We start from the raw sequence: 24,957 nt of genomic DNA, 5'->3' as shown, positions 1-24,957 counted from the left end.
TACAACACTGACATTGTTGCTTCATCGCACTCTCTGGACAAGAAAAGGGCGACCCGTGGGGCCGCCCTTCTCGAAACTCATCTCTCAGCGCATCAGGCCTTGCCGTAGCCGCCTGCCGTAGGTGTTGTCACGATCACGGCCTCGCCTGCGTCGATTACCGTCTGGTCGCAGCCTTTCAGCGTTTCGACAGAGCCGTCCTTGCGGCGCACTTCCGTTTTGCCGAGCTGGCCGTCGCCACCGCCTTCCACGCCGCGCGGGGGCACCGTGCGGTGGGAGGAGAGGATGGCGCATTCCATCTTTTCCAGGAAGCGAATGGTGCGCTTCGTGCCGTCGCCCGCACTCCATTTGCCCTTGCCGCCGGAGCCTTTGCGAATATGAAAGTCTTCAAGCAGGACCGGGAAACGCAGTTCCAGGATTTCAGGGTCGGTCAGGCGGGAGTTCGTCATGTGAACATGAACGCCTGACGTGCCGTTGAAGCCGTGGCCATCATTCATCACACCTGCAGGCGAGCCTGAGCACAGCGTTTCGTAATACTGGTAGGTCTCGTTGCCGAAGGTGAGATTGTTCATCGTGCCCTGGCTGTTGGACAGCGCCTTCATGGCGCCGAACAGCGCGTTGGTGACGTGCTGCGAGGTTTCCACGTTACCGGCAACAACGGCTGCCGGATAGGAGGGACGCAGCATGCAATCCTCGGGGATGATGATGTTGATGGGCCGCAGGCAACCCGCATTCATCGGGATCGACCCTTCGACCATCACGCGGAAGGCATAGAGCACCGCCGCACGGGTGACGGGTTCCGGCGCGTTGAAGTTGTTCTTCATGACGGGCGAAGTGCCCGTGAAGTCGACGGTTGCCTCACCCTTCTGCTTGTCGACGGTGATCTTGACCTTGATGACCTGGCCGCTGTCGGTCGGATATTCATATTCCGACTGCTCTGGCAGGCGCTGGAGAACACGGCGAACACTTTCGGCTGCGTTGTCCTGCACATGGCCCATATAGGCCTGCACCACATCCAACCCGAAATTCGTCACCATCTTGCGCAGCTCGGCGACGCCTTTCTCGTTGGCCGCAATCTGGGCCTTGAGGTCGGCGATGTTCTGATGCGGGTTTCTGGCCGGGTAGCGGTGGTTGGTCAGAAGCTCGTGAAGCTCCTTCTCGCGGAAGCGGCCGCGCTCGACGAGCCGGAAATTGTCAAACAGAACACCTTCCTCATCGACATTGGTCGCCAGCGGCGTCATGGAGCCGGGTGCCGTGCCGCCGACATCGGCATGATGGCCGCGTGAGGCGGTGTAGAAGAGGATCTCCTTGCCTTCGTCATCGAAGACCGGTGTCACGACCGTGATGTCGGGCAGATGCGTGCCGCCATTATAAGGAGCGTTCAGCGCGAAGACGTCGCCGGGGTGAATGTCGCCCTCGTTCAGGCGGATGATGGTTTCCACCGAGCGGTCCATGGAGCCCAGATGCACCGGCATGTGTGGCGCATTGGCGACCAGGGCACCATCCTTGTCGAAGACGGCACAGGAGAAGTCGAGGCGCTCCTTGATGTTCACCGAATAGGCGGTGTTTTGCAGTGTCACGCCCATTTGCTCGGCGATGGACATGAAGAGGTTGTTGAAGACCTCCAGCATGACGGGGTCGGCTTCGGTGCCAAGTGCAGCCTGGCGCGGCTTCTTCTCCACGCGACGCAGGAGGACATGGTCACGTTCGGTTATCTCGGCCTGCCAGCCCGGCTCCACGACGATGGTCTGGTTCTTCTCGATCACGAGGGCAGGGCCTTTCATCCGGTCGCCCGGCTTCAGGTCATCGCGGCGATAGACGCTCGCATCATGCCACTTGCCCTCGCAGAACATCTTGCGTGTTTCGGAAGCGTCAGCCTCATTGTCATTGAGGGCGAGCTTCGGCTCTTCAGGACCAGCGTCCCGCGCGTCCACGCCTTCAACATTGACGGCTTCCACCACCATCGGCTTGTCATCGTAGATAAAGCCGAACTGGGCTTTGTGCGCCTGTTCGAATGCCTTTTTCGTGTTTGCAACCGATTTGTCGTCAAAGGGTACCGAAAGCGTGGTGTCCGTGCCGTCATAGCGGACTTCCAGGCGTACACGCCATTCGGTGGCGTCTTCGGCAATTCCCTGATCGGAGAGCTCCTGCATGACTTCGGCGCGCAGTCGCTCGACCTGCGCTTCAATGGCGCCGACTGTCTCATCGGCCAGCGGCTTGATGAGGGCCTTCTGACGCGATGCGGAGACGGTGGCCAGGCCGATGCCATAGGCGGAAAGCAGACCTGAGAGCGGGTGGATCAGCACAGATTCCATGCCAAGGGCATCCGCCACGAGGCAAGCATGCTGGCCGCCCGCACCGCCGAAGCAGTTGAGAAGATAGCGGGTTACGTCATAGCCGCGCTGTACGGATATCTTCTTGACCGCGTTGGCCATGTTCTCCACCGCAATGGTGATGAAGCCTTCAGCGACGTCTTCAGCGCTGCGGCCAACCTTGGCTGCGAGCTCCTCGAAGCGCTGGCGCACCGTTTCGACATCGAGCGGCTGGTCCTGGTTGGGGCCAAAGATGGAGGGGAAGAAATCCGGCTGGAGCTTGCCCAGCATTACGTTGGCGTCGGTCACGGCAAGCGGGCCGCCACGGCGATAGCAGGCGGGGCCAGGATTGGCACCGGCAGAATCCGGTCCGACCTTCAGACGACCGTCCTCGTAATGGAGGATGGAGCCGCCACCTGCGGCGACTGTGTGGATGCGCATCATGGGCGCGCGGATGCGAACACCAGCAACTTCGGTGTCGAAGGCGCGCTCATATTCGCTTTCGTAGTGGGCCACATCCGTGGAGGTGCCGCCCATGTCAAAGCCGATCACCTTGTCGAAGCCCGCAAGGCGGGCGGTTTCCACCATGCCGACAACACCGCCGGCCGGACCGGAAAGGATCGCGTCCTTGCCCTGGAACTTGTCGGCTGCCGTCAGACCGCCCGACGACATCATGAATTTCAGTTTGGTGCCCTCTTTGGCATCCGGCGAGATGCCCAGCTCTCCTGCCACGCGCTGCACGTAGCGTGAGAGGATGGGAGACAGGTAGGCATCAACAACAGCCGTGTCGCCGCGGCCCACCAGCTTGATGAGAGGAGAGGTTTCGTGGCTGGCGGAAATCTGCCCGAAGCCCAGTTCGCGGCAGAGTTCAGCGGCCTTCTTCTCATGCTCGGGGTGCTTCCACGCATGCATGAAAACCACCGCAACGGCGTCGATGCCATCGGCCTTCGCCGCCTCTATGTCACCGCGCACAGCATCAAGGTCGAGTTCCGTCTCGACCGTGCCGTCCACGCGTACACGCTCGGGAACCTCGATGACACGCTCGTAGAGCTGTTCGGGGAGGATGATTTCCTTGGCGAAAATGTCAGGTCGCGCCTGATAGGCGATCTTCAGTGCGTCGCGAAAACCCTTTGTGATCAAAAGCGCTACCCGGTCGCCCTTGCGCTCCAGAAGCGCGTTGGTGGCCACGGTCGTGCCCATCTTCACCTCGCCGATGCGTTCGGAAGGCATGGGTTCGCCTTTCTTCACCCCGAGCAGGTCGCGTATTCCCTGAATGCCCGCATCCTTGTAGGCTTCCGGGTTCTCCGAGAGGAGTTTGCGTGCATGAAGGGTGCCTTCAGGATCGCGGCCGATCACATCGGTAAATGTGCCGCCGCGGTCGATCCAGAAATCCCACGTGGTGCTGTTCATGATCGTGCTCCCTCGAATTACCTTTGCCAATTGGAAATCACGCCTTCTGCAAAACGTCAATAATTTGTTGACATATTATCGAGGTGTGAAAAAGTGAACCTATCGCGACGAGAACAGAAAACGACCGTCGCAAAACAAAAATGGGAGCATTCAATGAAGCATATCACAGCATCTGCCATTCTTGCTGCAGCTATTGGCATGTCGACTTCTGCGCATGCGCAGACCAAGTGGGACATGCCGGTGCCCTATGGTGACACCAATTTCCACACGATGAATGTGATGGAATTCGCCGAAGATGTGAAGGAAGCAACAGGTGGTGAACTCGAGATCACCGTCCACGCCAACGGCTCGCTCTTCAAACATCCCGATATCAAGAATGCCGTGCGCCAGGGTTTGGCACAGGCCGGCGAGGTTTTGGCTTCACGTCTTTCCAATGAAAGCCCGATCTACGAGATCGACTCCGTACCCTTCCTTGCAACCAGCTATGAAGATGCAAAGAAGCTTTATGACGTCTCCAAGGATGCACTGGCTTCCAAGCTGGAAGAGCAGGGGCTTGTCCTGCTTTATTCCGTGCCGTGGCCGCCGCAGGGCCTTTACGTAAACAAGGAAGTCACCTCCGTTGACGACCTGAAGGGCATGAAGATGCGTGCCTACAACGCGTCCACCGAACGCCTTGCACAGCTTGCTGGCGGCCTGCCCACACAGGTTGAAGTACCGGACCTTCCAACTGCATTTGCGACCGGTCGTGTGGAAGCGATGATGACGTCCCCATCTACGGGCGCAAACACGCAGGTCTGGGATTTCCTCAGCCACTACTATGATGTTCAGGCCTGGCTGCCGCGCAACATCGTGTTCGTGAACAAGCGCGCCTTTGATGCGCTGTCGCCGGAGGCGCAGGAAGCCGTCAAGAAGGCTGCTGCCGAAGCAGAAACCCGTGGCTGGGAAGCTTCGGAAAAGGAAACCGCCGAAAAGACCCAGGTCCTCAAGGACAATGGCGTGACTGTTGCTCCGCCCAGCGATGAACTGCGGTCCGGTCTTGTGGCCATCGGCGAAACGCTTGCCGACGAATGGGCTGAAAATGCGGGTGAAGAGGGCAAGAAGATCCTCGACGCCTACAAGAACTGATCGCGATATTATCGCAAATGGTTCTGACGCATCGCCGCCGCCGGTGTCGGTGGCGGTGATGCTGCAGCATACAAACACCGCATGACGGTGGACATTCAGCGGAAAATCCGATGCGTCAATTCCTTGATGGCCTCTATCGCGTGGCCGAGTGGGCTGCGATGGCAGCGCTTTGCGCCATAGCAGTTCTTGTTTTTGCGCAGGTGAGCGGGCGCGTGTTCGACACGCTTCTCGTGATGACCGGCAGCAGCCCCTACGGCTTCCTTATTCCCTCGCTGGCGGAGATCGCAGGCTTTCTCCTGGTGGGTGCGTCTTTCCTTGCGCTTGCGGGGTCATTTCGGGCGGGGTCACATATCCGTGTCACCCTGGCGCTGATGCATCTGCCGGAGAAAGTGCGGCGCGCGAGTGAAACCACTGCGCTGGCACTTGCCGCCTTCTTATCGGGGCTCTTGGCATTCTATACCGCCCGCCTTGCCTGGGACTCGTTTGTTTATGGCGAAAAATCCTTCGGAATCATCGCGGTTCCCCTGAGCCTGCCGCAGGGTGTCATGGCGCTTGGCGCACTGGTCTTTGCCATCGCCACAATTGACGACCTCGTCGCTACGCTGCGCGGCGGGCGACCCACAAGCATTGCCAAGGAAGAAGAAGGCGCGGGGGATGTGGCATGAACGAGCTTGCAACAACAGCCACGCTTCTGGGTGTTTTCGTACTCGTGCTTCTGGCCGGGGGGCTATGGGTCGCGCTGGCACTGATGGCCGTGGGCCTCGCGACCATCTTCCTGATGGTATCCGTTCCGCCCGGCGCGGTCATGGCGACCACGATCTGGGGGTCGGTAAATTCCTGGGATTTGGCGGCACTTCCAATGTTCATCTGGATGGGCGAAATACTTTTTCGCACGAAGCTTGCCGAAGACATGTTCACCGGACTTGCGCCATGGATGCGGCGTGTGCCGGGCAGGCTGTTCCATGTGAATGTTCTGGGCTGTGCGATCTTTGCGGCCGTTTCTGGCTCTTCTGCCGCTACCACGGCCACCATCGGACGCATGTCGCTGCCGGAGTTGAAGCGTCGCGGCTATGACGAGCGGATGGCGATCGGCACATTGGCGGGATCGGGAACGCTGGGCCTGCTCATTCCTCCGTCAATCATCCTGATCGTCTATGGAGCTGCGACCGAGCAGTCCATTGCCAGGCTTTTCATCGCCGGCATCATGCCCGGCATCATGCTGGCCGTGCTCTTCATGGGTTATTGCGCCATCTGGGCGCTGGTGCAGCGTGACCGCATGCCCGTACCCGATGAGCGGGTGCCGTATCTGACGCGTCTTTGGCAGACGCGCAGACTGTTTCCCGTGCTGGCGCTGATCGCAGGCGTGATCGGCTCCATCTATGGCGGCTTTGCATCGCCCACGGAAGCAGCTGTTGTCGGCGTCGTTCTTGCCCTGTTGCTCTCTGCTTTCAGCGGGACATTGACGCGGGCAAGCTTCATGGACGCGCTGCGGCAGGCAACCCGCACGTCCTGCATGATCGTTCTGATCCTTGCAGGTGCCGCGGTGTTGACGGTAGCCATGGGCTATACCGGCATCCCTCGCGAGCTGGCGGCCTTCATCGGCAGTCTGGAGCTTTCGCCCTATGCGTTGCTGGCGGCGCTGACACTCTTCTTTGTCGTATTGGGCTGCTTCCTGGATGGCATTTCCATCGTGGTACTGACAACGTCGGTCATTCTGCCGATGATCGAGGCGGCAGGGCTCGACATCATCTGGTTCGGCATCTATCTCGTCCTGGTGGTGGAAATGAGCCAGATCACGCCTCCTGTAGGTTTCAACCTCTTCGTGTTGCAGGGGCTGACGGGCTACAACATCCTGAAGATTGCGCGCATGACGCTGCCTTTCTTCCTTTTGATGATCATTGCGGTGGTGCTTGTCGTGGCGTTCCCGCAAATCGCACTATGGCTGCCTCAGACGATGCTTTCGCGATGAGGAGTTGCAATTGAGGTGACGCATGACTGGTGATGCAAAACGGGGTGGAGATGAGATCGGGCCGGTGGTTTCGGCGGCCCATCTGGCTTCCGGTGCAATGCCGGCCTTGTCGGAGATCGAATTCGCCATGACTCTCATGCATCACTCGTTCGAGCGCTGGATGGTGCGGTGCATGGCGGCTGCCGGTGTGCCGGGGCTCCAGCCGATTGCCGTCCACCTGCTCCACGCGGTTGCCCATCGCGGACGGGAAAAGACGCTTTCCGAGCTTTGCATGATGTTCAATATCGAGGACACGCATGTGGTAACCTACGCGATCAAGAAGCTCGATGCGCTTGGCCTCGTGAAATCCTCGAGGAGAGGCAAGGAGAAGACGGTGCAGGCGACGGAAGCCGGCCTGGATGCCTGCGCGCGCTATCACCGTGTGCGTGAAAAGCTGCTTGTCGCGTCCATGAAGCGGCTCAACCTCGACGAGAATGCACTTTCTGGCGTTGCAGACATGATGCGTACCATTTCCGGGCAATATGATCAGGCAGCGCGCAGCGCCACCAGCCTGTAGGCATGAACAGGCACAAGCCTCGGTTTATGACTCTGCGTCATTCTTTGTGACGCAACTTCTTTTGCAGACCGGCATTCCTCTGACGCAACCCGCTGGCGGCGGGTACCGTGTTCTAAAAGAGGAGACTTGTTATGAAGAAAGTTCTTGCTGGTGCAGTCGCTTCCCTTGCCCTTCTTGGTCTGGCAGCCTGCAGTGACACCGACGATACCACGACGCAGAGCGTCGATCCGACTGCTGAAGAGCAGGTGGTTCCGGTTGATCCGGGCGCGACTGACGACACCACCACCCAGAGCATCGAGCCTGAAGCAGAGGCTGAGCTGGAAGGCGAGGCCGAAGTCGACACCACGCAGTAATGATTGCATGACAAGCGCGGGGGGAGTCTCTTCCTCCCGCTTTTTTGTGCCAGTGGCCAAAGCTGGCAGGAGAGGGTTGCCTCCTTCTCGCATTCGTCATCAAATCGCTTTATTGAGGTTGAGATGACGATATTCGAACGCATTTACCGTTTTGCCGCACGCAACTCCGGAAGCGTGCTTTCCTCCCTGATCGAAGCCATCAAGACCGCCTTTTCCGGTGATCCGGAACTGCGGCGCCGCGTGGCATTTTCCGTTGCCATCATTGCCTTGTCCGCGAAGATGGCGAAGGCCGATGGCATCGTCACCCAGGATGAGGTTCGGGCCTTTCAGGAGATCTTTTCTGTACCTCCCGAAGAGCAGCGCAATGTGGCTCGGCTTTATGATCTTGCGCGGCAGGATGTCGCCGGGTTCGAAGCCTATGCGCAGCAGATGGCAGGGCTCTGTGGTTCAGGCACGCGCAACTGCCAGATACTTGAAGACATTCTGGACGCACTTTTCCATATCGCCAAGGCGGACGGTGTCCTTCACGAGGGCGAGCAGGCCTTTCTGCAGCGGGTAGCGGAAATTTTCGAAGTTGACGAGGCGCATTACGCACGCATTGAGGCGCGCCACGTCCTCGGCGCACAAGCCAATCCTTATACCGTCCTGGGCGTTAGCGAAAATGCAACCCTTGAGGATATAAAGAAATCTTATAGACTTTTAGTTGTAGAAAATCACCCGGATCGTATGATTGCACGTGGGGTGCCGGAAGAGTTTGTTTCGATCGCGAATACGCGCCTTGCGGCGCTCAACGCGGCATATGAGCAGATTGAGAAAGACAGGCGTTTATTATGAGTTTCAAACCGGATTTCAGTGAAGTTGACGAAGTAAGGCCATCACCCAATTTCAACAACCGCAAGCGCAGCCCAAACATACTTCTTCAACATTATACCGGCATGGACACGGGCGATGCGGCGCTTGAGCGACTGGTTGCGGAAGAGTTCAAAGTGTCCGCCCACTATCTCGTCTACGAGGACGGCAAGATCGTGCAGATGGTGCCGGAGGACAAGCGTGCCTGGCACGCGGGTAAGGGGTCTTGGTCGGATGCCCCAGATGTGAACGGCGTATCGATCGGGATCGAGATCGCCAATGGTGGTCATTATAACGGTGCGCCTGAATATCCCGAGGCGCAGATTGCGTCCGTGATCAAGCTATCGCGAGACATCATCAAGCGCCACAACATACCCGCTGAGCGGGTGCTTGGGCACTCCGATACGGCACCTGGACGCAAGATCGATCCCGGCGAATGGTTTCCGTGGAAGCGGCTGGCGGAAAACGGCGTCGGGTTATGGGTCGAGCCGGAACCGGTTATTGAAGGGGCTTGCATTGCGTCAGGAGCCAAGGATCCGGATGTCGCGAAGCTGCAAGCTGATCTGGCAGAATATGGCTATGGTGTGAACAAGACCGGTGTCTATGACAAGCAGACTGCCGTCGTCGTGAAAGCATTTCAAAGACATTTCCGGCCGGAAAAGGTCGATGGTGTTGCTGATATTTCCACTATTAAGACATTGGAAAAGCTCATGTCCAAGTGGAAAGGCAGCCGCAGCAGCTGATCACTTACCTCACGGAATATTTCATCGTTTTTTTCTTTTTTATGCAACGCGCCATTTTTGGTTCAATAACTCCAGTAAAACCCCTGTCGAGCCGGGGGCGCACACAACTGTCTGTGCTTGGCCTCCGAGATAACAATACAACGGGTGGGTTTTTGCCCCTTCGCTGAACAAGACAGGTAACGATGAAAATTCACGTAATTCTCGCGGCAGCGCTCGCTGCCAGCACGATCAGCTTTGCCGCAAATGCCAAGGATGCTCCTGCTGCAGCAGCCGCGCAGCAGGAGACTTCGCAGAACCAGAAGACATTCGGCGACCTGATGAAGGATGTGCTGCGTGCGGGGAAGCAGCCGAAGACGGCGGCTTCAGCTTCCGCCAAGGCGAAGTCCCAGAAACTCAACATTGACAAGACGACCACCGCATCCGTTCGTGCGCCGAGCAAGACCGCAGCCAAGACTGCCAAGGTCAAGGCGAAGCAGGCATCCGGTTCGCGGCCCTATCATTCGATCGTCGCCAAATATGCCGCGCAGTACGGAGTACCGGTTTCGCTGGCTCATGCGGTCATTTCCGTCGAAAGCAGCTATCGTGCATCCGCACGCGGGGCGGCAGGCGAAGTCGGGCTGATGCAGATCAAGCCGGCAACCGCGCGCATGATGGGCTTCAAGGGCTCGGTCAAGGCGCTCTACAACCCCGAGACCAACATCAAGTATGGTCTGAAGTATCTTGCCAAGGCGCACAAGCTCGGCGGTGGTACCACCTGTGGCACGATCCTGAAATACAATGCGGGTCATGGCGCCAAGCGCATGAACCCGATCTCCTCGGCCTATTGCAAGAAAGTTCAGCGCATTCTCGCCAAGGGATAATTTCCAAAAGGGTTTGCGTTTGACGCGCAAACTCCCTTTATACGCACTGCCAGTCGGCCGGACGGCCGCATGTGCAAATGCCGAAAGGCTGCATGTGAGGAAAGTCCGGGCTCCATGGAACAACGGTGCCGGGTAACGCCCGGCGGGGGTGACCCCAGGGACAGTGCAACAGAAAGCAAACCGCCCCGCCGGCTTTCGGGCTGGCGGAGCAAGGGTGAAAGGGTGGTGTAAGAGACCACCGCGTTGCCTGGCAACAGGCGCGGCATGGTAAACCCCACCGGGAGCAAAACCGAATAGGGACGGGGAGAGGGGAAACCCTCAGGGCGGTTCCAGCCTGCCCGTCCGGGTTGGTTGCTTCAGGCCGGCAGCAATGTCGGTCGCAGATGAATGGCCGTCACGTCGCAGCTCCGGCTGTGGCCATACAGAACCCGGCTTACAGGCCGACTGGCAACTTTCATTTTCATTCTCGAAGGCTGGCCCGAAAGGCCGGCCTTTTTCTTCATTCGGACCTCTGCGGACTTCTCGATCATAACGGTTCATTAGGCTTAACGAGATATTTTCACGCATCCGCCACTGCGTCTCTGCGGCGCTTTGACGGGCATAAGTGAAAGCTAATCCCGTTGACGCCCATGAGCGCCCATGCTATCCCGTAGAACCAATAGATCAATCGTTTCAGTACAGCGTTCGGGTGCGTCGCCGCTGCCATATCAGGCGGGGTGTGGGGTGCGTCTTGCGCCCGTTAAACGGGGCGGGGAATTCTCCCTCAATGGGCGTCGGGGCGCCCGATCTGGAACTATGGAGAGCTGGGCACGCTGCGTGGCCGCGATGGAACATGGATCGATTTTTATCCAGTGCGGTCAACAAGATAGACGCGAAGGGGCGTGTCTCGGTTCCAGCTCATTTTCGAAGCGTCGTGCAGCGGACCGGGTTTGGCGATCTCTATGCGCTTCGTGCGCTGGATGTTCCGGCAATGGATGTCGGTGGTGTGGATCTGCTGGAGCGTTACGAGCAGCGCATCGCGCAGGAAGATCCGTTTCTTCAGACGGCGGACGACATGTCCTTTTTCGTCCACGGCGATGGCGGCTTCGTGAAGATGGATCAGGACGGCCGTATTACGGTCAGCGACTTCATTCGCGAGCATACGGGGATTGCGGACGAGGTCGCGTTTGTGGGGCGGGGGTTTTTCTTCCAGATATGGGAGCCGAAGCGTCTGCGCGAATATGGGGAGCAAGTGCGCGAAAGGCTTCGCAAGATCAGGCAGCAGGCGGTCGGTTCGGCCGCTACAGGAGTATCGGAATGATGGCGGGCCCCGGCGACGAGGAAGCCGGTGGCGGACCGGCCCGGCACATTCCGGTTCTTCTGCAGCCGGTGATTGATGCATTGCAGCCGGCAAGTGGCAAGCGCATCCTTGATGGCACTTTCGGGGCGGGCGGTTATACGACCGCCATTCTTGAGCGTGGCGCCGAAGTTGTGGCGATCGATCAGGACCCGGATGCCATCGCGGCGGGCCAGTCTCTGGTTGAGCGATACGAGGGGCGTCTACGTCTCGAACACGGGCGCTTTTCGTACCTTGATCAGTTCGCGGATGGTTTGCTCGACGGCGTGGTGCTGGATGTTGGCGTTTCCTCCATGCAGCTCGATCAGGCAGAGCGCGGTTTCTCGTTTCGTTTCGAAGGACCGCTCGACATGCGGATGGGGCAGGTCGGGCCAAGTGCTGCTGATGTTGTGAACAGCTACAAGGTGCAGGACCTTACGCGGATATTTGGTCTGCTTGGTGAAGAACGCCATGCAGGACGCATCGCGCGGGCTATCGAAAAGCGTCGCGAGGCGAGGCCATTTGAGACCACCGCCGAGCTTGCGAGCGTGGTGGAAAAGACGATTGGCAGGAAGCCGGGCGACAAGATTCATCCGGCTACACGCGTATTCCAGGGATTGCGCATATTCGTCAATGACGAGCTGGGAGAGCTTGCCCGCGCGCTGTTTGCCGCCGAGCGGGCGCTCAAGCCGGGCGGGGTTCTGGCCGTGGTTTCCTTTCACTCGCTTGAAGATCGCATGGTGAAGCGCTTCCTCACCGCGCGTTCCGGCGGGCAGGGCGGCTCGCGGCATCTTCCCGCCATGCACGAAGTGCAGTCGCAGTTCGAAAAGCCGGCAAAGCCGATGGTACCATCAGAAGATGAAATTCTCGCTAATCCGCGCGCGCGTTCGGCAAGGCTGCGCAGCGCGGTGCGAACGCATGCCGCAGCGGCAGAAGAAGATTTTGGTTTGTTCGGTATGCCGGCACTGGGACTGACCGTCCCCGCGGCACGGAAAGCAGGGTGAAACGACGTGTTCAGGACGAGCGATATCGTATTGATCGGGGTCATGCTTTCAGCGGCAGCCTTTACCTACAAGTCCAAGCATGACACCGAGGCCATGCTGGAGCGTATTGCCAAGCTTGAGAGTCAGATCGAGTTCGAAAAGGACCAGATCGACGTCCTGAAGGCTGATTGGAGCCTTCTGACTCAGCCCAGCCATCTGCAGCAACTTATTGATATCTATGGCGAAGAGCTTGGCCTCAAGGCCCTCGACCCCAAGCAGATTATCGATGTGAATGGCCTGGCTTCCATCCCGTTCCCGCAGCCTGCCATTGCGGAAGATGTCAACGGGATGGAGCCGGATCAGACCATTACCGGAGGTGTGGTCCAATGAGCCTGATGAGCCTTCTGGGACGCAAGCGCTTAAGCGCCGGGGAAGAGGACGGGCGGATTGTGCTTGAGGGTAGCCGCGGTCGCAGTGGTGGCTCGCATGGACGCGTGGTTATGGCCATGGGCGTCATATTCGCCATCTACGCCGCGATCGGGGTACGCCTTGTCCATCTGGGCATGGCTGAAGAGCCAAGTGTAAATCTGCCCAGCAATCAGGCTTCTGCCTCCCGGCCCGACCTCGTGGACCGCAATGGCGAAGTTCTGGCCACCGACATCAAGACCGCATCGCTTTATGCGGAGCCACGCCGCATCGTTGATGTGGATGAGGCAATCGAAAAGCTTCTGACAGTTCTGCCGGATCTGGATTACGAGCAGGCCTATCGCCGCCTGGACAGCGATGCAGGTTTCGTCTGGCTGAAGCGCCAGCTCTCCCCGCGTCAGCAGGCCGATATCATGGCGCTTGGTGTCCCCGGCCTTGGCTTCAGAACGGAAAAGCGCCGCTTCTATCCCGGAGGCCCGACGGCCTCGCATATTCTCGGCCTCGTCAATGTCGACAACAAGGGCATTGCGGGCATGGAAAAATATGTCGATGAGCAGGGGCTTGCTGACCTTCAGGCACTCGGCCTTGCCGCCCGCGATACGCTTGAGCCGGTACAGCTTTCCATTGATCTGCGCGTGCAATATCTTCTGCGTGAGGAACTGGTCAGCGCGCTGGACCGCTACAAGGCGGTGGCTGCTGGTGGCGTTATCCTGAATGCCCGTACCGGGGAAGTGGTCGCTATGGCTTCCGTGCCGGACTTCGACCCGAACAATCCCCACAATGCGCTCGACAAGGACCGGCTTAACCGCATGAGTGCCGGCGTTTTCGAGATGGGTTCGACCTTCAAGGTCTTCACAACCGCGATGGCCTTGGATTCCGGGCTGGTATCCATCAATGACAGCTTTGACGCCTCACGCCCGCTGCGCTTCGGCCGGTTCACGATCAACGACTTCCACGGCAAGCGCCGCGTGCTGAGCGTGCCCGAGGTGTTTATCTACTCCTCCAATATTGGCACGGCGAAGATGGCGGATGTGGTGGGCATCGAGGGGCATCGCGAGTTTCTCAAGCGCATCGGCCTGCTGGACCGCATGGACACCGAGTTGCCTGAGGTTGCGCGTCCGACCGAGCCAGCGGAATGGAAGAAGCTGAACTCAGTGACGATTTCTTATGGTCACGGTATGGCGACCACTCCGCTGCAGACAGCAGTTGCCGGCGCGGCAATGATCAATGGCGGCAAGCTCATCCCTCCGACTTTCCTCAAGCGCAGTGAGGAAGAGGCTATGGAAGTTGCCACGCAGGTCATTTCCGAACGCACCAGCGAGCAGATGCGTTATCTATTCAGGCTGAATTCGGAGAAGGGCTCCGGTCGTCGCGCGGATGTCGAGGGCTACAATGTCGGCGGCAAGACCGGTACTGCAGAGAAAGTGATCAATGGCCGCTATTCCAAGGATGTGCGATTCAATGCCTTCATCGCCGGATTCCCGATCAACGACCCCGATTATCTTGTGCTTGTGATCATTGACGAGCCCAAGCCGGAACGGGAAGGAATTGGTGCGACTGCCGGCCTGAATGCAGCGCCAATGGTCCACAACATAATTCGCCGCGCCGCGCCCTTACTTGGCGTAAAGCCCGATTTCGGTCATGAAGCGGAGGCTTTGCTGGTCTCGACACAGTGAGTCCGGCATGGCAGAGCAGGGCCGGGGGGCTGGATCATGAAATTGTTGGGACACGATGAAACTGCGTGAACTTGCCGATATTCTGCCTCTGGACGCCAAATCCGAAGGCGTGACCATCAATGGGGTAGCCTTCGATTCCCGAAAGGTCGCAGCCGGCGACCTTTTCTTCGCATTGGCGGGGGTAAAGACGGACGGCGCTCAATTTGCACGCGATGCGGCTGGAAAGGGCGCTGCGGCCATTGTCTGTGCGCCCGGTTCTCTGGGTGGTGATCTCGAAATTCCTGTGCTGGAGGTTGACGACCCGCGCCGCGCACTCGCGCTTGTCTCCGCTCGCGTCCATGGCGGCCAGCCTGCGACCATGGTTGCCGTAACCGGCACCAGCGGAAAGACGTCAGTTGCCTCTTTCACGCGCCAGATCTGGGAGCAGGCAGGGCTCAAGGCGGCAAGCATCGGCACGACCGGTGTCGTTGCGCCGGGGCGGGATGAATATGGTGAGCTGACAACGCCGGACCCGATCTCGCTGCACGAGTTACTCAGCACGCTTTCATCCGAAGGTGTCACTCATGGGGCAATGGAAGCGTCCAGCCATGGTTTGTCGCAACGCAGGCTGGACGGAGTGCGCCTCGCAGCAGCCGGCTTCACCAATCTTGGCCGCGACCATATGGACTATCATCCCACGGTGGAGGATTATCATCGCGCAAAGATGCGCCTCTTCGACACGCTGATGGAGAAAGGCGCTCCTGCGGTCACTTTCGCAGATGATGTCTGGAGTGAGCCAACGATCAAGGCCGCAAAGGATGCTGGCCTCAATGTTCTGACCGTTGGTCGCAAGGGCGACTATCTGGCCCTCAAGCGGGTGGAACATGAGCGCCATCGTCAGAGAGCCGAGATACAGCACGGCGGCGAGATTTACGAAGTCGATCTGCCGCTTGCCGGTGATTTCCAGATTGCGAACGCTCTTGTTGCGGCCGGAATGGCAATCGCGACCGGGCTGGATGCCGCGACGGCGCTAAAGGCCTTGGAGCATCTCAAAGGCGCGTCCGGACGGCTTGAGCTTGTGGGCACAGCCTCCAACGGGGCGCAGATCTATGTCGATTACGCGCACAAGCCCGAAGCGCTTGAGAATGTGCTGAAATCCGTGCGTCCCTTCACCACCGGTCGGGTGGTGGTCGTCTTCGGTTGTGGCGGCGACCGCGATGCGGGCAAACGTCCCATCATGGGCGAGATCGCCCGGCGTCTGGCTGATATTGCCATCGTAACGGATGACAATCCGCGCTCGGAAGATCCGGCCACGATCCGTGCAGCGATCATGGACGCCATTCCGGATGCGCAGGAAATTGGTGATCGGCGGGAAGCGATCCGCACTGCTGTTGGGCTGCTTGAAGAAGGCGATACGCTGATTGTTGCCGGCAAGGGGCATGAGGTCGGGCAGGAAATCAACGGACAGAAGCATCATTTCTCCGACCATGAAGAAGTCCGACGCGCTCTCGGGGAGAATGTGGATTGAACCATCTCTGGACTGCACAGGAACTGATCGACGCAACCGGCGGGCGTCCTTGGGGAGCGATGCCCGAAGGTGTGACGGGTGTTTCCATAGATACTCGGACCCTGCAGCGCGGTGAGGCCTTTTTTGCCATCAAAGGTGAGAAGTTCGACGGCCACAATTTCGCAACCGCGGCCATGGCTGCCGGTGCGGGGCTGCTTGTCGTATCCGAGGAAAAGGTGCCGGCACTTGGCCGCCTGTCCGTGCCGAAGCTGGTTGTTCCGGATGTTCTGAAGGCGCTGGAGGACCTGGGTGCGGCTGCACGCAAGCGTTCACGCGCGCGGGTCATTGCTGTTACCGGTTCTGCCGGCAAGACGACCACGAAGGAGATGCTGCGCCACATCCTGTCCAGCGTTGGAACGGTGCATGCGGCGGACAAGTCGTTCAACAATCACTGGGGCGTGCCGCTGACGCTGGCGCGGATGCCGGCGGATTGCGACTACGGCGTCTTTGAAATCGGCATGAACCATCCAGGCGAAATCACGCCACTGGTCAAGCTGGTGCGTCCGGAAATCGCAATCGTCACGCTTGTTGCCGCGGCACATCTGGGGCATTTCAAAAGCCTTGATGAGATCGCGCGTGCCAAGGGCGAGATCTTCTCGGGCGTGGTTCCTGGCGGTCATGCCCTGATTAATCGTGACGATCAGCGCTGGGCGCTCCTGTCGCAGATAGCCGCTGATGCAGGGATCGATAATATCTGGGGCTTTGGCGAGCATCAGCGCGCGCAGTTCAAGTTGATCCGCCATGTCGGCGAGGGGGACCGCTCCGTCGTCGAGATGAAGGCTGCAGGGCAGGAGGCGCTGCTGCGCATTGGTGCGCCTGGCCGTCACATGGTTCAGAACGCACTGGCCGCAATCGGCGCGGCACATCTCGCGGGTGCTGATCTGGCAACTGTAGCGCAGGCAATGGTTGGCTTTTCTGCCGAAGAGGGGCGTGGGCGGCGCCATGAGTTGCGCCGGGGTGCCGGCACCTTCACGCTTATAGATGAAAGCTATAATGCAAATCCGGCTTCCATGCGTGCTGCAATGCAGGTACTTGCTGCGGCACCGAAGGAGAATGGTGGTCGGCGCATAGCCGTGCTTGGCGATATGCTTGAGCTTGGCAGCCATTCCGCCAAACTGCACGAAGCGCTGGGAGGCATCGTCGCGGAAAGCGAAGTTGATCTCCTGCTTCTGGCAGGCAAGGAAATGAAGGCACTGGCTGACAGTGCACCGGAGGGGGTGACAGTGGAATACCGTGAGAATGCGGACGAACTCGAGCCGCTGCTTCTCGAAACGGTACAGCCAGGGGATACGATCATGATGAAGGCTTCCAAGAGTATCGGCTTTGCCCGGCTCGTCAACGTGCTGCTGAAGCACTTCTCGTCGGCTTCGGCTGAAAAGTCGGCGCAGTAGAAAGCGCGAGAGGAACAGACCATGCTTATGCTTCTCGTGCAGTTCGCCGATGAATTCACGGCGTTCAACATTTTCCGCTACATCACATTCCGTACCGGCGGCGCGCTGATCACTTCGGCGCTTATCGTGTTCCTGTTCGGTCCGATGATCATCAATTCGCTTCGCGTGCGCCAGGGCAAGGGCCAGCCGATACGCGCCGATGGGCCCCAGACCCATTTCAAGAAGGCGGGCACGCCAACAATGGGCGGGCTGATGATCCTGAGCGGCATTATCGGTTCCTCGATGCTCTGGGCCAATCTTGGCAGCGTCTATGTATGGGTGACCTTGATGGTCACTTTCGGCTTCGGCGCCATCGGCTTCTATGACGACTATCTCAAGGTTACCAAACAGTCGCATCTCGGTTTTTCAGGCAAGGTCCGTCTCCTGCTCGAATTCCTCATCGCAGGTATTGCCGCCTATGCGATCATGAATGTCGGACAAGAGCCGTTTTCCTCTTCCCTGACATTCCCGTTTTTGAAGGAACTGATCATCAATCTGGGGCTGTTCTTCATCCCCTTTGCGGCTTTCGTCATCGTGGGAGCGGGCAATGCTGTTAATTTGACCGATGGTCTGGACGGTCTGGCGACGGTACCCGTCATGGTCGCCGCAGCTTCGTTTGGCGTGATCGCATATCTTTCGGGCAACGCGATTTTTGCGGACTACCTGCAGATCCACTTCGTTCCGGGAACAGGTGAACTGTCAGTAATCCTTGGCGCGGTGATCGGCGCGGGCCTCGGCTTCCTGTGGTTCAATGCGCCGCCTGCTGCAATCTTCATGGGCGATACAGGATCGCTTGCACTCGGTGGCCTTATCGGCACGGTCGCCGTGGCGACCAAGCACGAGATCGTTCTCGCCATTATCGGCGGCCTTTTCGTTATCGAGATCTTCTCGGTCATCATTCAGGTTGCCGTGTTCAAGATGACGGGCAAGCGCGTGTTTTTGATGGCGCCGATCCACCACCATTTCGAGAAGCTGGGCTGGACGGAAAGCCAGGTGGTGATCCGCTTCTGGATCATATCCGTGGTGCTGGCCCTGATCGGTCTGTCCACGCTGAAGTTGCGCTAGGCGGACGGCGATGATCCCTGCTTCCACCTTCAAAGGAAAAACCGTTGCGCTTTTCGGGCTCGGGGGCTCCGGCATTGCCACGGCCCTTGCGCTTGTTTCAGGCGGTGCGCGGGTGGTGGCCTGGGACGACAACCCCGAAAGCGTGGGCAAGGCCAAGGCGGAGGGAATCGAGACCCGAGATCTGCGGGAGTTCGATTGGCAAACGGCAAATGCGCTTGTGCTGGCGCCCGGGGTGCCGCTGACACATCCTCGCCCGCATTGGAGCGTCGATCTGGCGCGCGCCGCGAATGTGCCGGTGATCGGTGACATCGAGCTCTTCTCGCTCGAACGTGCTCAACATGCACCGGATGCTCCCCTGGTTGCCATAACCGGGACAAACGGCAAGTCCACGACGACCGCTCTCATCGCCCATGTTCTCAAGGCAAGCGGGCGTGACAGCCAGATGGGCGGGAATATCGGCCGTGCGGTCATGACGCTGGATGAGCCGACGCCTGAGCGCCATTATGTGGTGGAGTGTTCCTCATATCAGATTGATCTGGCGCCCTCGCTCAAGCCTTCGGCTGGTGTTCTGCTGAACCTGTCGCCGGACCATCTCGACCGCCATGGTACGATGGAAAACTATGCTGCCATCAAGGAGCGGCTGGTTGCGGGAAGTGATTGCGCAATCCTTGGAGTGGATGACGATTGGTGCCGCGCGATTGCGGACAGGCTTGAGACGGAGGGGCGCAAGATCGTCCGCATCTCAGCCGCAGATACGCTCGACAATGGCTATTACGCGCAAGGTTCTGCCTTGTTTCTTGCCCGAAATGGGGAGGCGCGCCCAGTAATATCGCTCTCCGGCATCGGCTCGCTGCGCGGTCGGCACAATGCGCAGAACGCTCTGGCGGCACTTGCCGCCTGCGCGCAGTGCGGGCTTTCTCACGAGGAGATCCAGAGCGGGTTTGCGTCCTTCCCGGGTCTGGCGCATCGCATGGAACAGGTCGGGCGGAAGGGAAATGTGCTTTTCGTCAACGACTCCAAGGCGACCAACGCGGAAGCTGCTGCTCCGGCATTGTCGAGCTTTGACCGAATATACTGGATCGTCGGCGGCTTGCCGAAACAAGGCGGCATCGAGAGTTTGCGCCCGCTCTTTCCGCGCGTGGCAAAAGCCTATCTCGTTGGCGAGGCGGCACCGGCCTTTTCGGCCACATTGGGCGAGGCGACGCCTTATGAAATTTCGGGTACCATAGAAGCCGCTGTCGAACATGCGACTCGCGATGCGGCATCCGACGGCGCTGGTGAAGTTGTTGTTCTGTTATCGCCAGCTTGTGCGAGTTTTGACCAGTTCAGAAATTTCGAGGTCCGGGGTGATGCCTTCCGCAAGGCGGTGCTGGCGCAGCCCGGAGTCGAGCTCATCGGGGAGAGCGAGACGTGATCAGCCGTACGGACCGTAGCCTTGTCGCCACGTGGTGGTGGACTGTCGATCGGTGGTTTCTTGCAGCATTTCTCATGCTGATGGGGCTCGGGGTCGTGCTTTCCTTTGCTGCAAGTCCTGCCGTTGCCGAGCGCATCGGGCTCGACAGTTTCCACTTTGTCACCCGTCAGGTTTTCTTCATGGTGCCTGCGCTGGTGGCGCTGATCGGTATTTCGTTCCTCAATGCGCGCCATGTGCGGCGCTTCGCGCTTCTCATGCTGGCGGGTGCGCTGGTCATGATGGTCGCAGCACTCTTTATCGGCATGGAGGTCAAGGGCTCGCGCCGTTGGCTCTATGTCTTTGGCGTATCGATCCAGCCGTCGGAATATCTCAAGCCCGCTTTCGTGGTGATCTGCGCATGGCTTTTTGCCGAACATGCCCGTCAGCCGGAAATCCCGGGTAATCTCTTTGCAATGATCCTGTTGGGCCTGGTTGTCTCCCTGCTGGTCGCGCAGCCGGACCTTGGGCAGACAATGCTGGTGCTTGGCACCTGGGGCGCGATGTTCTTCATTGCCGGAATGCCCTGGCTATGGATCCTGCTGCTCGGCGCCGTGGGTATCGGCGGCGCATTTGCCGCCTATGCGACGTTCCCCCACGTGGCTGATCGCATTGACCGATTCGTCACCGGCGAAGGCGATACCTATCAGGTTGATATGAGCCTTGAGGCACTGACGCGGGGCGGATGGCTGGGCAAGGGGCCGGGCGAGGGCTCGGTCAAGCGCATCCTGCCCGACAGTCACACAGACTTCGTGTTCGCGGTGGCGGGTGAGGAATTCGGACTGATCATGTGCCTTGTCATCGTATCGCTATTTGCGTTTATCGTGCTGCGCGGGCTCTATCTTGCACGGCGCGAAACGGATGATTTCACGCGATACGCGTTGAGCGGTCTGGTTATCCTGTTCGGTTTCCAGTCCATCATCAACATGGCCGTGAATGTACGCATGATGCCTGCCAAGGGCATGACGCTGCCTTTCATCTCCTATGGCGGCTCTTCGTTGATTGCGATGGCCATCTCCATGGGCTTTGTGCTCGCGCTTTCGCGGCGCAAACCGCAACGGCGTGTTACACCGGGCATGAGCGGCCTGGGTACACGGGCAGCGGCGGCAGGCTGACATGCAGAACAAGACGGCATTGCTTTGCGCCGGTGGGACCGGCGGCCACCTCTTTCCGGCCGAAGCGCTGGCGCATGAATTGAAGGCGCGAGGATGGTCCGTGCAACTGGTGACGGACAAGCGCGCAGCCCGTTTCGCGTCGGATTTTCCCGCCGACGACGTGCATCGCGTCGATGCAGCGACCTTCGGCTCCAAGAATCCCCTCGCCATTCTGCGCAGCCTGATGACGATCTGGCGCGGTTACCGTCAGGCCTCCGCGCTTCTTGAGCGGGTGAAGCCCGCTGTGGTCATCGGCTTTGGCGGCTATCCGACCATTCCGCCGCTTTTCGCTGCATCGCGTAAGAAAATCCCGACGATGATCCATGAGCAAAATGCCGTCATGGGCCGGGCAAACAAGGCGCTTGCGTCTCGTGTGGATGCGATTGCGGGCGGCTTTCTGCCGCAGGGCGGCGGTCCATTTCCACAGAAGACCGTTGTCACCGGCAACCCGGTGCGCCCTGCAGTCCTCGATGCAATGAAGCTTGGGTACAAGGCACCCGGCGAGGGAGAGCCATTTCATCTTCTCGTTTTTGGTGGGAGCCAAGGGGCCCGCTTCTTCTCGGAGGCTGTACCCGAAGCGGTTTCGCAGCTCCCTGAGAATCTTCGGCAACATCTGAAGATTGTCCAGCAGGCACGCACGGAAGATGAGGCCGAGGTTCGCGCCCATTATGCCCGGTTGGGCGTAGAGGCGGAGATTTCGCCCTTCTTCTCCAATATGGCGGAACGCATTGCCGCGGCGCATTTCGTGATCTCACGATCCGGCGCATCCACTGTTTCGGAGATTTCGGCCATCGGACGTCCGGCGCTTCTGGTGCCGTATCCATATGCGCTGGACCATGATCAGGCTGCGAATGCTGCGGCCCTTGCGCAGGCAGGAGGTGCCGAAATCGTGGCGCAGGCGGAGCTGGATGCGCAGAAACTCAGCGCCTTCATCGCCTCCAAAATGCAGGAACCTCAGGCGCTGCAGCGCATTGCCGCTTCTGCAAGGTCATCAGGTAAGCCGGATGCAGCCAAAAGGCTTGCAGATCTGGCCGAACAGGTGGCACAGGGGCGCGCTAGCGAAGAATTCAGGAAGGATACCACCTCATGAAAATGCCGCAGACCATCGGCGTCGTTCATTTCATCGGCATTGGCGGCATCGGCATGAGCGGCATCGCGGAAGCGCTGCACACGCTCGGCTATCAGGTGCAGGGGTCGGACCAGGCTGAAAGCGCGAATGTCACGCGGCTGCGCGACAAGGGCATCCGCGTATTTGTCGGTCATGCAGCCGAAAATCTCGAAAATGCCGAAGTCGTGGTCGTCTCGACAGCCATCAAGAAGACCAACCCGGAATATCAGGCCGCGCGCGAGAAGCTTTTGCCCATTGTGCGCCGTGCGGAGATGCTCGCAGAACTCATGCGTTTCCGCCAGGCGGTCGCGATTGGTGGCACCCATGGCAAGACGACCACCACCTCCATGGTGTCGGCGCTTCTGGATGCTGGCGGGCTTGATCCGACGGTTATCAATGGCGGCATCATCAACGCCTATGGCACCAATGCACGCATGGGCAAGGGCGACTGGATGGTGGTCGAGGCCGATGAGAGCGACGGCACATTCCTTAAGCTGCCTGCCGAAATCGCGGTGGTGACCAATATCGATCCCGAACATCTCGACCATTACGGTTCCTTCGACAAGGTGCGCGCGGCATTCCGTCAGTTTGTCGAGAATGTCCCCTTCTATGGCTTCGGCGTGATGTGCATCGACCATCCGGAAGTGCAGGCGCTCGTCAGCCATATCGAGGATCGGCGCGTGGTAACCTATGGCGAGAACCCGCAGGCCGCTGTGCGCTTTTCCAACCATCGCATGGATGGAGCGACCTCGGTTTTCGATGTCAGCATCCGAGCACGTCGTGGTGACGAGGTAACGCTCCTGGAAGGTCTGCGCCTGCCCATGCCCGGCCGACACAATGTGTCGAATGCCGTGGCGGCAATCGCGGTCGCGCATGAGCTGGGCGTGTCGGCAGACGACATCCGCAAGGGGCTGGCCTCCTTCGGCGGCGTGAAACGTCGTTTTACTCATACCGGCACATGGAACGGTGTGGAGATATTCGACGATTACGGTCATCATCCCGTGGAAATTCGGGCGGTGCTGAAAGCTGCGCGCGAGGCGACTTCGGGCCGCGTTATCGCTATCGCTCAGCCACACCGCTATACGCGGCTTCACGACCTCTTCAGCGACTTCTCCGCCTGCTTCAATGAAGCCGACACGGTGCTGGTGGCGCCTGTCTACACGGCCGGTGAAGAACCGATCGAAGGTGCAGATTCACCATCGCTCGTCGCCAATATCCGTGCAGGCGGGCATCGGGATGCACGCTACATCGAGGGACCGGAGGCGATTGCGCCGCTTATCCGCGAAATCGCCAAGCCCGGAGACTTCGTGGTCTTTCTCGGGGCGGGCAACATCACGCAGTGGGCCTATGCGCTGCCGGGAGAACTTAACGGATGAGCGGTCAGAACCTGATCGAACGTCTGGGGGATCGACTAAAGGGCCTGCGTGGCAAGCTGGTCGCCAATGCCGGCATGGACAAGATCACCTGGTTCAGGACCGGCGGCGCTGCGGAAGCATTATTCCAGCCGCAGGATGAGGAAGACCTGGCCGAGTTACTGCGTGTGGTGCCGGAAGAGATACCCATCACACTGGTCGGCATAGGCTCCAATCTTCTGGTGCGCGATGGCGGGCTGGATGGCTTTGTCGTGCGGCTTTCGGCCAAGGGCTTCGGATGGGTCGATCAGAAGTCGGATACGCAGCTTGAAGCGGGTGCTGCCCTGCCTGACAAGCGATTGGCTGCGAAGGCTCAGGAAGCAGGAATCGGCGGTTTTCACTTCTTCCACGGTATCCCGGGTGGACTTGGTGGCGCGCTTCGGATGAATGGTGGCGCCAACGGCGTGGAAACCTGCGAGCGCGTCGTCGAAGTGCGAGCGCTTGATCGCCAGGGAAACCGGCACGTTCTGACGCGCGAAGAGATGGGTTATTCCTACAGGAGATCGGAGGCGCCGGCTGATCTGATTTTCACGTCCGCGCTTCTGGAAGGGTACCGGGAAGATCCCAACCAAATCCGCAAGGCTATGGACGAGGTACAGCATCATCGCGAAACAGTGCAGCCCGTGCGGGAGAAGACCGGAGGCTCCACTTTCAAGAACCCCGAAGGAACTTCTGCCTGGAAGGAAGTCGACAAGGCCGGATGTCGGGGGCTGATGATCGGCGGAGCGCAGATGTCGCCCATGCACTGCAACTTCATGATCAATACCGGCAATGCGACCGGATATGATTTGGAATGTCTGGGTGAGACCGTTCGCGCCCGCGTGCTGGAGCATTCCGGCATCAGGCTGCATTGGGAGATCAAGCGCATCGGCAAGTTTCAGCCGGGCCGCGAAGTCGAGCCCTTCCTCGGACAGATGCTTTAGTTGTCTATAGCCAGTGCTTCGTGGCCAGATCCATGCGAAGCGCGCTTCATTTAGTCATTTTTATTATTTTTTGAATCGTTCGGAATCTCCGGCTCTTGTCACGGAATCAAGTCTCTGATTCTTTAGGCATCAGCACTGACTGATTTGAGTCGGTTGGTCTCGGGGGCGGTTGCAGCGGCGCTTGCCGGTATCCGTTTATCGCCAGTTTCAGTGGGTTAGGGCGTACCGGCGTCTGCAAGGCAGGCGCAAGGTTGCGTGCGCTATAAATCGAGGACTTAAGCGGTGGATTGCCGGG

At 59.2% G+C, this 24,957-nt stretch carries 21 protein-coding genes and 1 other RNA gene; 21 read left to right on the top strand and 1 reads right to left on the bottom strand.

All coding sequences use genetic code 11. The features are described 5' to 3' along the window. Positions 1-92 precede the first annotated feature (92 nt). Entirely contained in the window at positions 93-3,719 is a 3,627-nt protein-coding gene (locus tag WA367_RS11145; RefSeq protein WP_336056808.1) for a hydantoinase B/oxoprolinase family protein, read from the bottom strand. 153 nt (positions 3,720-3,872) lie between these two features. Between WA367_RS11145 and WA367_RS11140 the strand changes: the two genes are divergently transcribed. From WA367_RS11140 to murB, 21 genes are all read left to right on the top strand, one after another. Then, entirely contained in the window at positions 3,873-4,844 is a 972-nt protein-coding gene (locus WA367_RS11140; protein ID WP_336056807.1) for a TRAP transporter substrate-binding protein, read from the top strand. A gap of 110 nt (positions 4,845-4,954) precedes the next feature. Next, positions 4,955-5,509, top strand: a complete 555-nt coding sequence (locus tag WA367_RS11135; RefSeq protein WP_336056806.1) for a TRAP transporter small permease — start codon at positions 4,955-4,957, stop codon at positions 5,507-5,509. Then, positions 5,506-6,813: a TRAP transporter large permease gene (locus WA367_RS11130; protein WP_336056805.1), complete on the top strand. Its 1,308-nt coding sequence runs from the start codon at positions 5,506-5,508 to the stop codon at positions 6,811-6,813. The genes WA367_RS11135 and WA367_RS11130 overlap by 4 nt, the downstream gene beginning before the upstream one ends. 22 nt (positions 6,814-6,835) lie before the next feature. Then, positions 6,836-7,369 (top strand): winged helix DNA-binding protein, encoded by a 534-nt coding sequence (locus tag WA367_RS11125; RefSeq protein WP_336056804.1) that lies wholly within the window; start codon positions 6,836-6,838, stop codon positions 7,367-7,369. A gap of 131 nt (positions 7,370-7,500) precedes the next feature. Further along, on the top strand, positions 7,501-7,722 hold the full coding sequence (locus WA367_RS11120) for a hypothetical protein (protein WP_336056803.1): 222 nt from the start codon (positions 7,501-7,503) through the stop codon (positions 7,720-7,722). Between the two features lie 123 nt (positions 7,723-7,845). Continuing rightward, positions 7,846-8,556: a DnaJ family molecular chaperone gene (locus tag WA367_RS11115; protein ID WP_336056802.1), complete on the top strand. Its 711-nt coding sequence runs from the start codon at positions 7,846-7,848 to the stop codon at positions 8,554-8,556. Beyond that, entirely contained in the window at positions 8,553-9,314 is a 762-nt protein-coding gene (locus tag WA367_RS11110; RefSeq protein WP_336056801.1) for an N-acetylmuramoyl-L-alanine amidase, read from the top strand. Before WA367_RS11115 ends, WA367_RS11110 begins: the two co-directional genes overlap by 4 nt. A 182-nt stretch (positions 9,315-9,496) precedes the next feature. Next, complete coding sequence (locus tag WA367_RS11105; RefSeq protein ID WP_336056800.1) at positions 9,497-10,174, top strand: lytic transglycosylase domain-containing protein; 678 nt, start codon at positions 9,497-9,499, stop codon at positions 10,172-10,174. Between the two features lie 49 nt (positions 10,175-10,223). Beyond that, positions 10,224-10,626: RNase P RNA component class A (gene rnpB, locus WA367_RS11100), an RNA gene on the top strand. Positions 10,627-11,006: 380 nt separating this feature from the next. After that, on the top strand, positions 11,007-11,474 hold the full coding sequence (gene mraZ, locus WA367_RS11095; RefSeq protein ID WP_336056799.1) for a division/cell wall cluster transcriptional repressor MraZ: 468 nt from the start codon (positions 11,007-11,009) through the stop codon (positions 11,472-11,474). Further along, the gene (rsmH, locus tag WA367_RS11090) at positions 11,471-12,493 is read left to right on the top strand and encodes a 16S rRNA (cytosine(1402)-N(4))-methyltransferase RsmH (RefSeq protein ID WP_336056798.1); all 1,023 of its coding nucleotides are present in this window, start codon (positions 11,471-11,473) and stop codon (positions 12,491-12,493) included. The genes mraZ and rsmH overlap by 4 nt, the downstream gene beginning before the upstream one ends. Positions 12,494-12,499: 6 nt before the next feature. Further along, entirely contained in the window at positions 12,500-12,862 is a 363-nt protein-coding gene (gene ftsL, locus WA367_RS11085; protein WP_336056797.1) for a cell division protein FtsL, read from the top strand. 5 nt (positions 12,863-12,867) lie between these two features. Continuing rightward, on the top strand, positions 12,868-14,574 hold the full coding sequence (locus tag WA367_RS11080) for a peptidoglycan D,D-transpeptidase FtsI family protein (protein ID WP_336057116.1): 1,707 nt from the start codon (positions 12,868-12,870) through the stop codon (positions 14,572-14,574). Between the two features lie 55 nt (positions 14,575-14,629). After that, the gene (locus WA367_RS11075) at positions 14,630-16,081 is read left to right on the top strand and encodes a UDP-N-acetylmuramoyl-L-alanyl-D-glutamate--2,6-diaminopimelate ligase (protein ID WP_336056796.1); all 1,452 of its coding nucleotides are present in this window, start codon (positions 14,630-14,632) and stop codon (positions 16,079-16,081) included. Continuing rightward, the gene (locus tag WA367_RS11070; RefSeq protein WP_336056795.1) at positions 16,078-17,511 is read left to right on the top strand and encodes a UDP-N-acetylmuramoyl-tripeptide--D-alanyl-D-alanine ligase; all 1,434 of its coding nucleotides are present in this window, start codon (positions 16,078-16,080) and stop codon (positions 17,509-17,511) included. The genes WA367_RS11075 and WA367_RS11070 overlap by 4 nt, the downstream gene beginning before the upstream one ends. Positions 17,512-17,532: 21 nt before the next feature. Then, on the top strand, positions 17,533-18,615 hold the full coding sequence (gene mraY / locus WA367_RS11065) for a phospho-N-acetylmuramoyl-pentapeptide-transferase (protein WP_336056794.1): 1,083 nt from the start codon (positions 17,533-17,535) through the stop codon (positions 18,613-18,615). 10 nt (positions 18,616-18,625) lie between these two features. Then, entirely contained in the window at positions 18,626-20,029 is a 1,404-nt protein-coding gene (gene murD / locus WA367_RS11060) for a UDP-N-acetylmuramoyl-L-alanine--D-glutamate ligase (protein WP_336056793.1), read from the top strand. Then, complete coding sequence (gene ftsW, locus WA367_RS11055; protein ID WP_336056792.1) at positions 20,026-21,180, top strand: putative lipid II flippase FtsW; 1,155 nt, start codon at positions 20,026-20,028, stop codon at positions 21,178-21,180. Before murD ends, ftsW begins: the two co-directional genes overlap by 4 nt. 1 nt (position 21,181) lies before the next feature. After that, the gene (gene murG, locus WA367_RS11050; protein ID WP_336056791.1) at positions 21,182-22,309 is read left to right on the top strand and encodes an undecaprenyldiphospho-muramoylpentapeptide beta-N-acetylglucosaminyltransferase; all 1,128 of its coding nucleotides are present in this window, start codon (positions 21,182-21,184) and stop codon (positions 22,307-22,309) included. Then, a complete protein-coding gene (gene murC / locus WA367_RS11045; protein ID WP_336056790.1) occupies positions 22,306-23,703 on the top strand; it encodes a UDP-N-acetylmuramate--L-alanine ligase in 1,398 nt (465 codons plus the stop codon). The genes murG and murC overlap by 4 nt, the downstream gene beginning before the upstream one ends. Next, positions 23,700-24,662 carry a UDP-N-acetylmuramate dehydrogenase gene (gene murB / locus WA367_RS11040; protein WP_336056789.1) on the top strand — a complete coding sequence of 321 codons (963 nt, stop codon included), beginning with the start codon at positions 23,700-23,702 and terminating at the stop codon, positions 24,660-24,662. Before murC ends, murB begins: the two co-directional genes overlap by 4 nt. Positions 24,663-24,957 lie beyond the last annotated feature (295 nt).

It is taken from the genome of Nitratireductor sp. CH_MIT9313-5 (assembly GCF_037029545.1).
In the GTDB taxonomy this organism is placed as follows: Bacteria; Pseudomonadota; Alphaproteobacteria; order Rhizobiales; family Rhizobiaceae; genus Chelativorans.
The sequence above is the reverse complement of the archived record's forward strand: the minus strand, read 5'-3'. Positions and strand labels throughout refer to the sequence as shown.

What these genes read in the sequence shown, in the direction of transcription:
- WA367_RS11145 (WP_336056808.1), bottom strand. Translation starts at nt 3,719, where the DNA reads ATGAACAGCACCACGTGGGATTTCTGGATCGACCGCGGCGGCACATTT.
- WA367_RS11140 (WP_336056807.1), top strand. Translation starts at nt 3,873, where the DNA reads ATGAAGCATATCACAGCATCTGCCATTCTTGCTGCAGCTATTGGCATG.
- WA367_RS11135 (WP_336056806.1), top strand. Translation starts at nt 4,955, where the DNA reads ATGCGTCAATTCCTTGATGGCCTCTATCGCGTGGCCGAGTGGGCTGCG.
- WA367_RS11130 (WP_336056805.1), top strand. Translation starts at nt 5,506, where the DNA reads ATGAACGAGCTTGCAACAACAGCCACGCTTCTGGGTGTTTTCGTACTC.
- WA367_RS11125 (WP_336056804.1), top strand. Translation starts at nt 6,836, where the DNA reads ATGACTGGTGATGCAAAACGGGGTGGAGATGAGATCGGGCCGGTGGTT.
- WA367_RS11120 (WP_336056803.1), top strand. Translation starts at nt 7,501, where the DNA reads ATGAAGAAAGTTCTTGCTGGTGCAGTCGCTTCCCTTGCCCTTCTTGGT.
- WA367_RS11115 (WP_336056802.1), top strand. Translation starts at nt 7,846, where the DNA reads ATGACGATATTCGAACGCATTTACCGTTTTGCCGCACGCAACTCCGGA.
- WA367_RS11110 (WP_336056801.1), top strand. Translation starts at nt 8,553, where the DNA reads ATGAGTTTCAAACCGGATTTCAGTGAAGTTGACGAAGTAAGGCCATCA.
- WA367_RS11105 (WP_336056800.1), top strand. Translation starts at nt 9,497, where the DNA reads ATGAAAATTCACGTAATTCTCGCGGCAGCGCTCGCTGCCAGCACGATC.
- mraZ (WP_336056799.1), top strand. Translation starts at nt 11,007, where the DNA reads ATGGATCGATTTTTATCCAGTGCGGTCAACAAGATAGACGCGAAGGGG.
- rsmH (WP_336056798.1), top strand. Translation starts at nt 11,471, where the DNA reads ATGATGGCGGGCCCCGGCGACGAGGAAGCCGGTGGCGGACCGGCCCGG.
- WA367_RS11080 (WP_336057116.1), top strand. Translation starts at nt 12,868, where the DNA reads ATGAGCCTTCTGGGACGCAAGCGCTTAAGCGCCGGGGAAGAGGACGGG.
- WA367_RS11075 (WP_336056796.1), top strand. Translation starts at nt 14,630, where the DNA reads ATGAAACTGCGTGAACTTGCCGATATTCTGCCTCTGGACGCCAAATCC.
- mraY (WP_336056794.1), top strand. Translation starts at nt 17,533, where the DNA reads ATGCTTATGCTTCTCGTGCAGTTCGCCGATGAATTCACGGCGTTCAAC.
- murD (WP_336056793.1), top strand. Translation starts at nt 18,626, where the DNA reads ATGATCCCTGCTTCCACCTTCAAAGGAAAAACCGTTGCGCTTTTCGGG.
- murG (WP_336056791.1), top strand. Translation starts at nt 21,182, where the DNA reads ATGCAGAACAAGACGGCATTGCTTTGCGCCGGTGGGACCGGCGGCCAC.
- murC (WP_336056790.1), top strand. Translation starts at nt 22,306, where the DNA reads ATGAAAATGCCGCAGACCATCGGCGTCGTTCATTTCATCGGCATTGGC.
- murB (WP_336056789.1), top strand. Translation starts at nt 23,700, where the DNA reads ATGAGCGGTCAGAACCTGATCGAACGTCTGGGGGATCGACTAAAGGGC.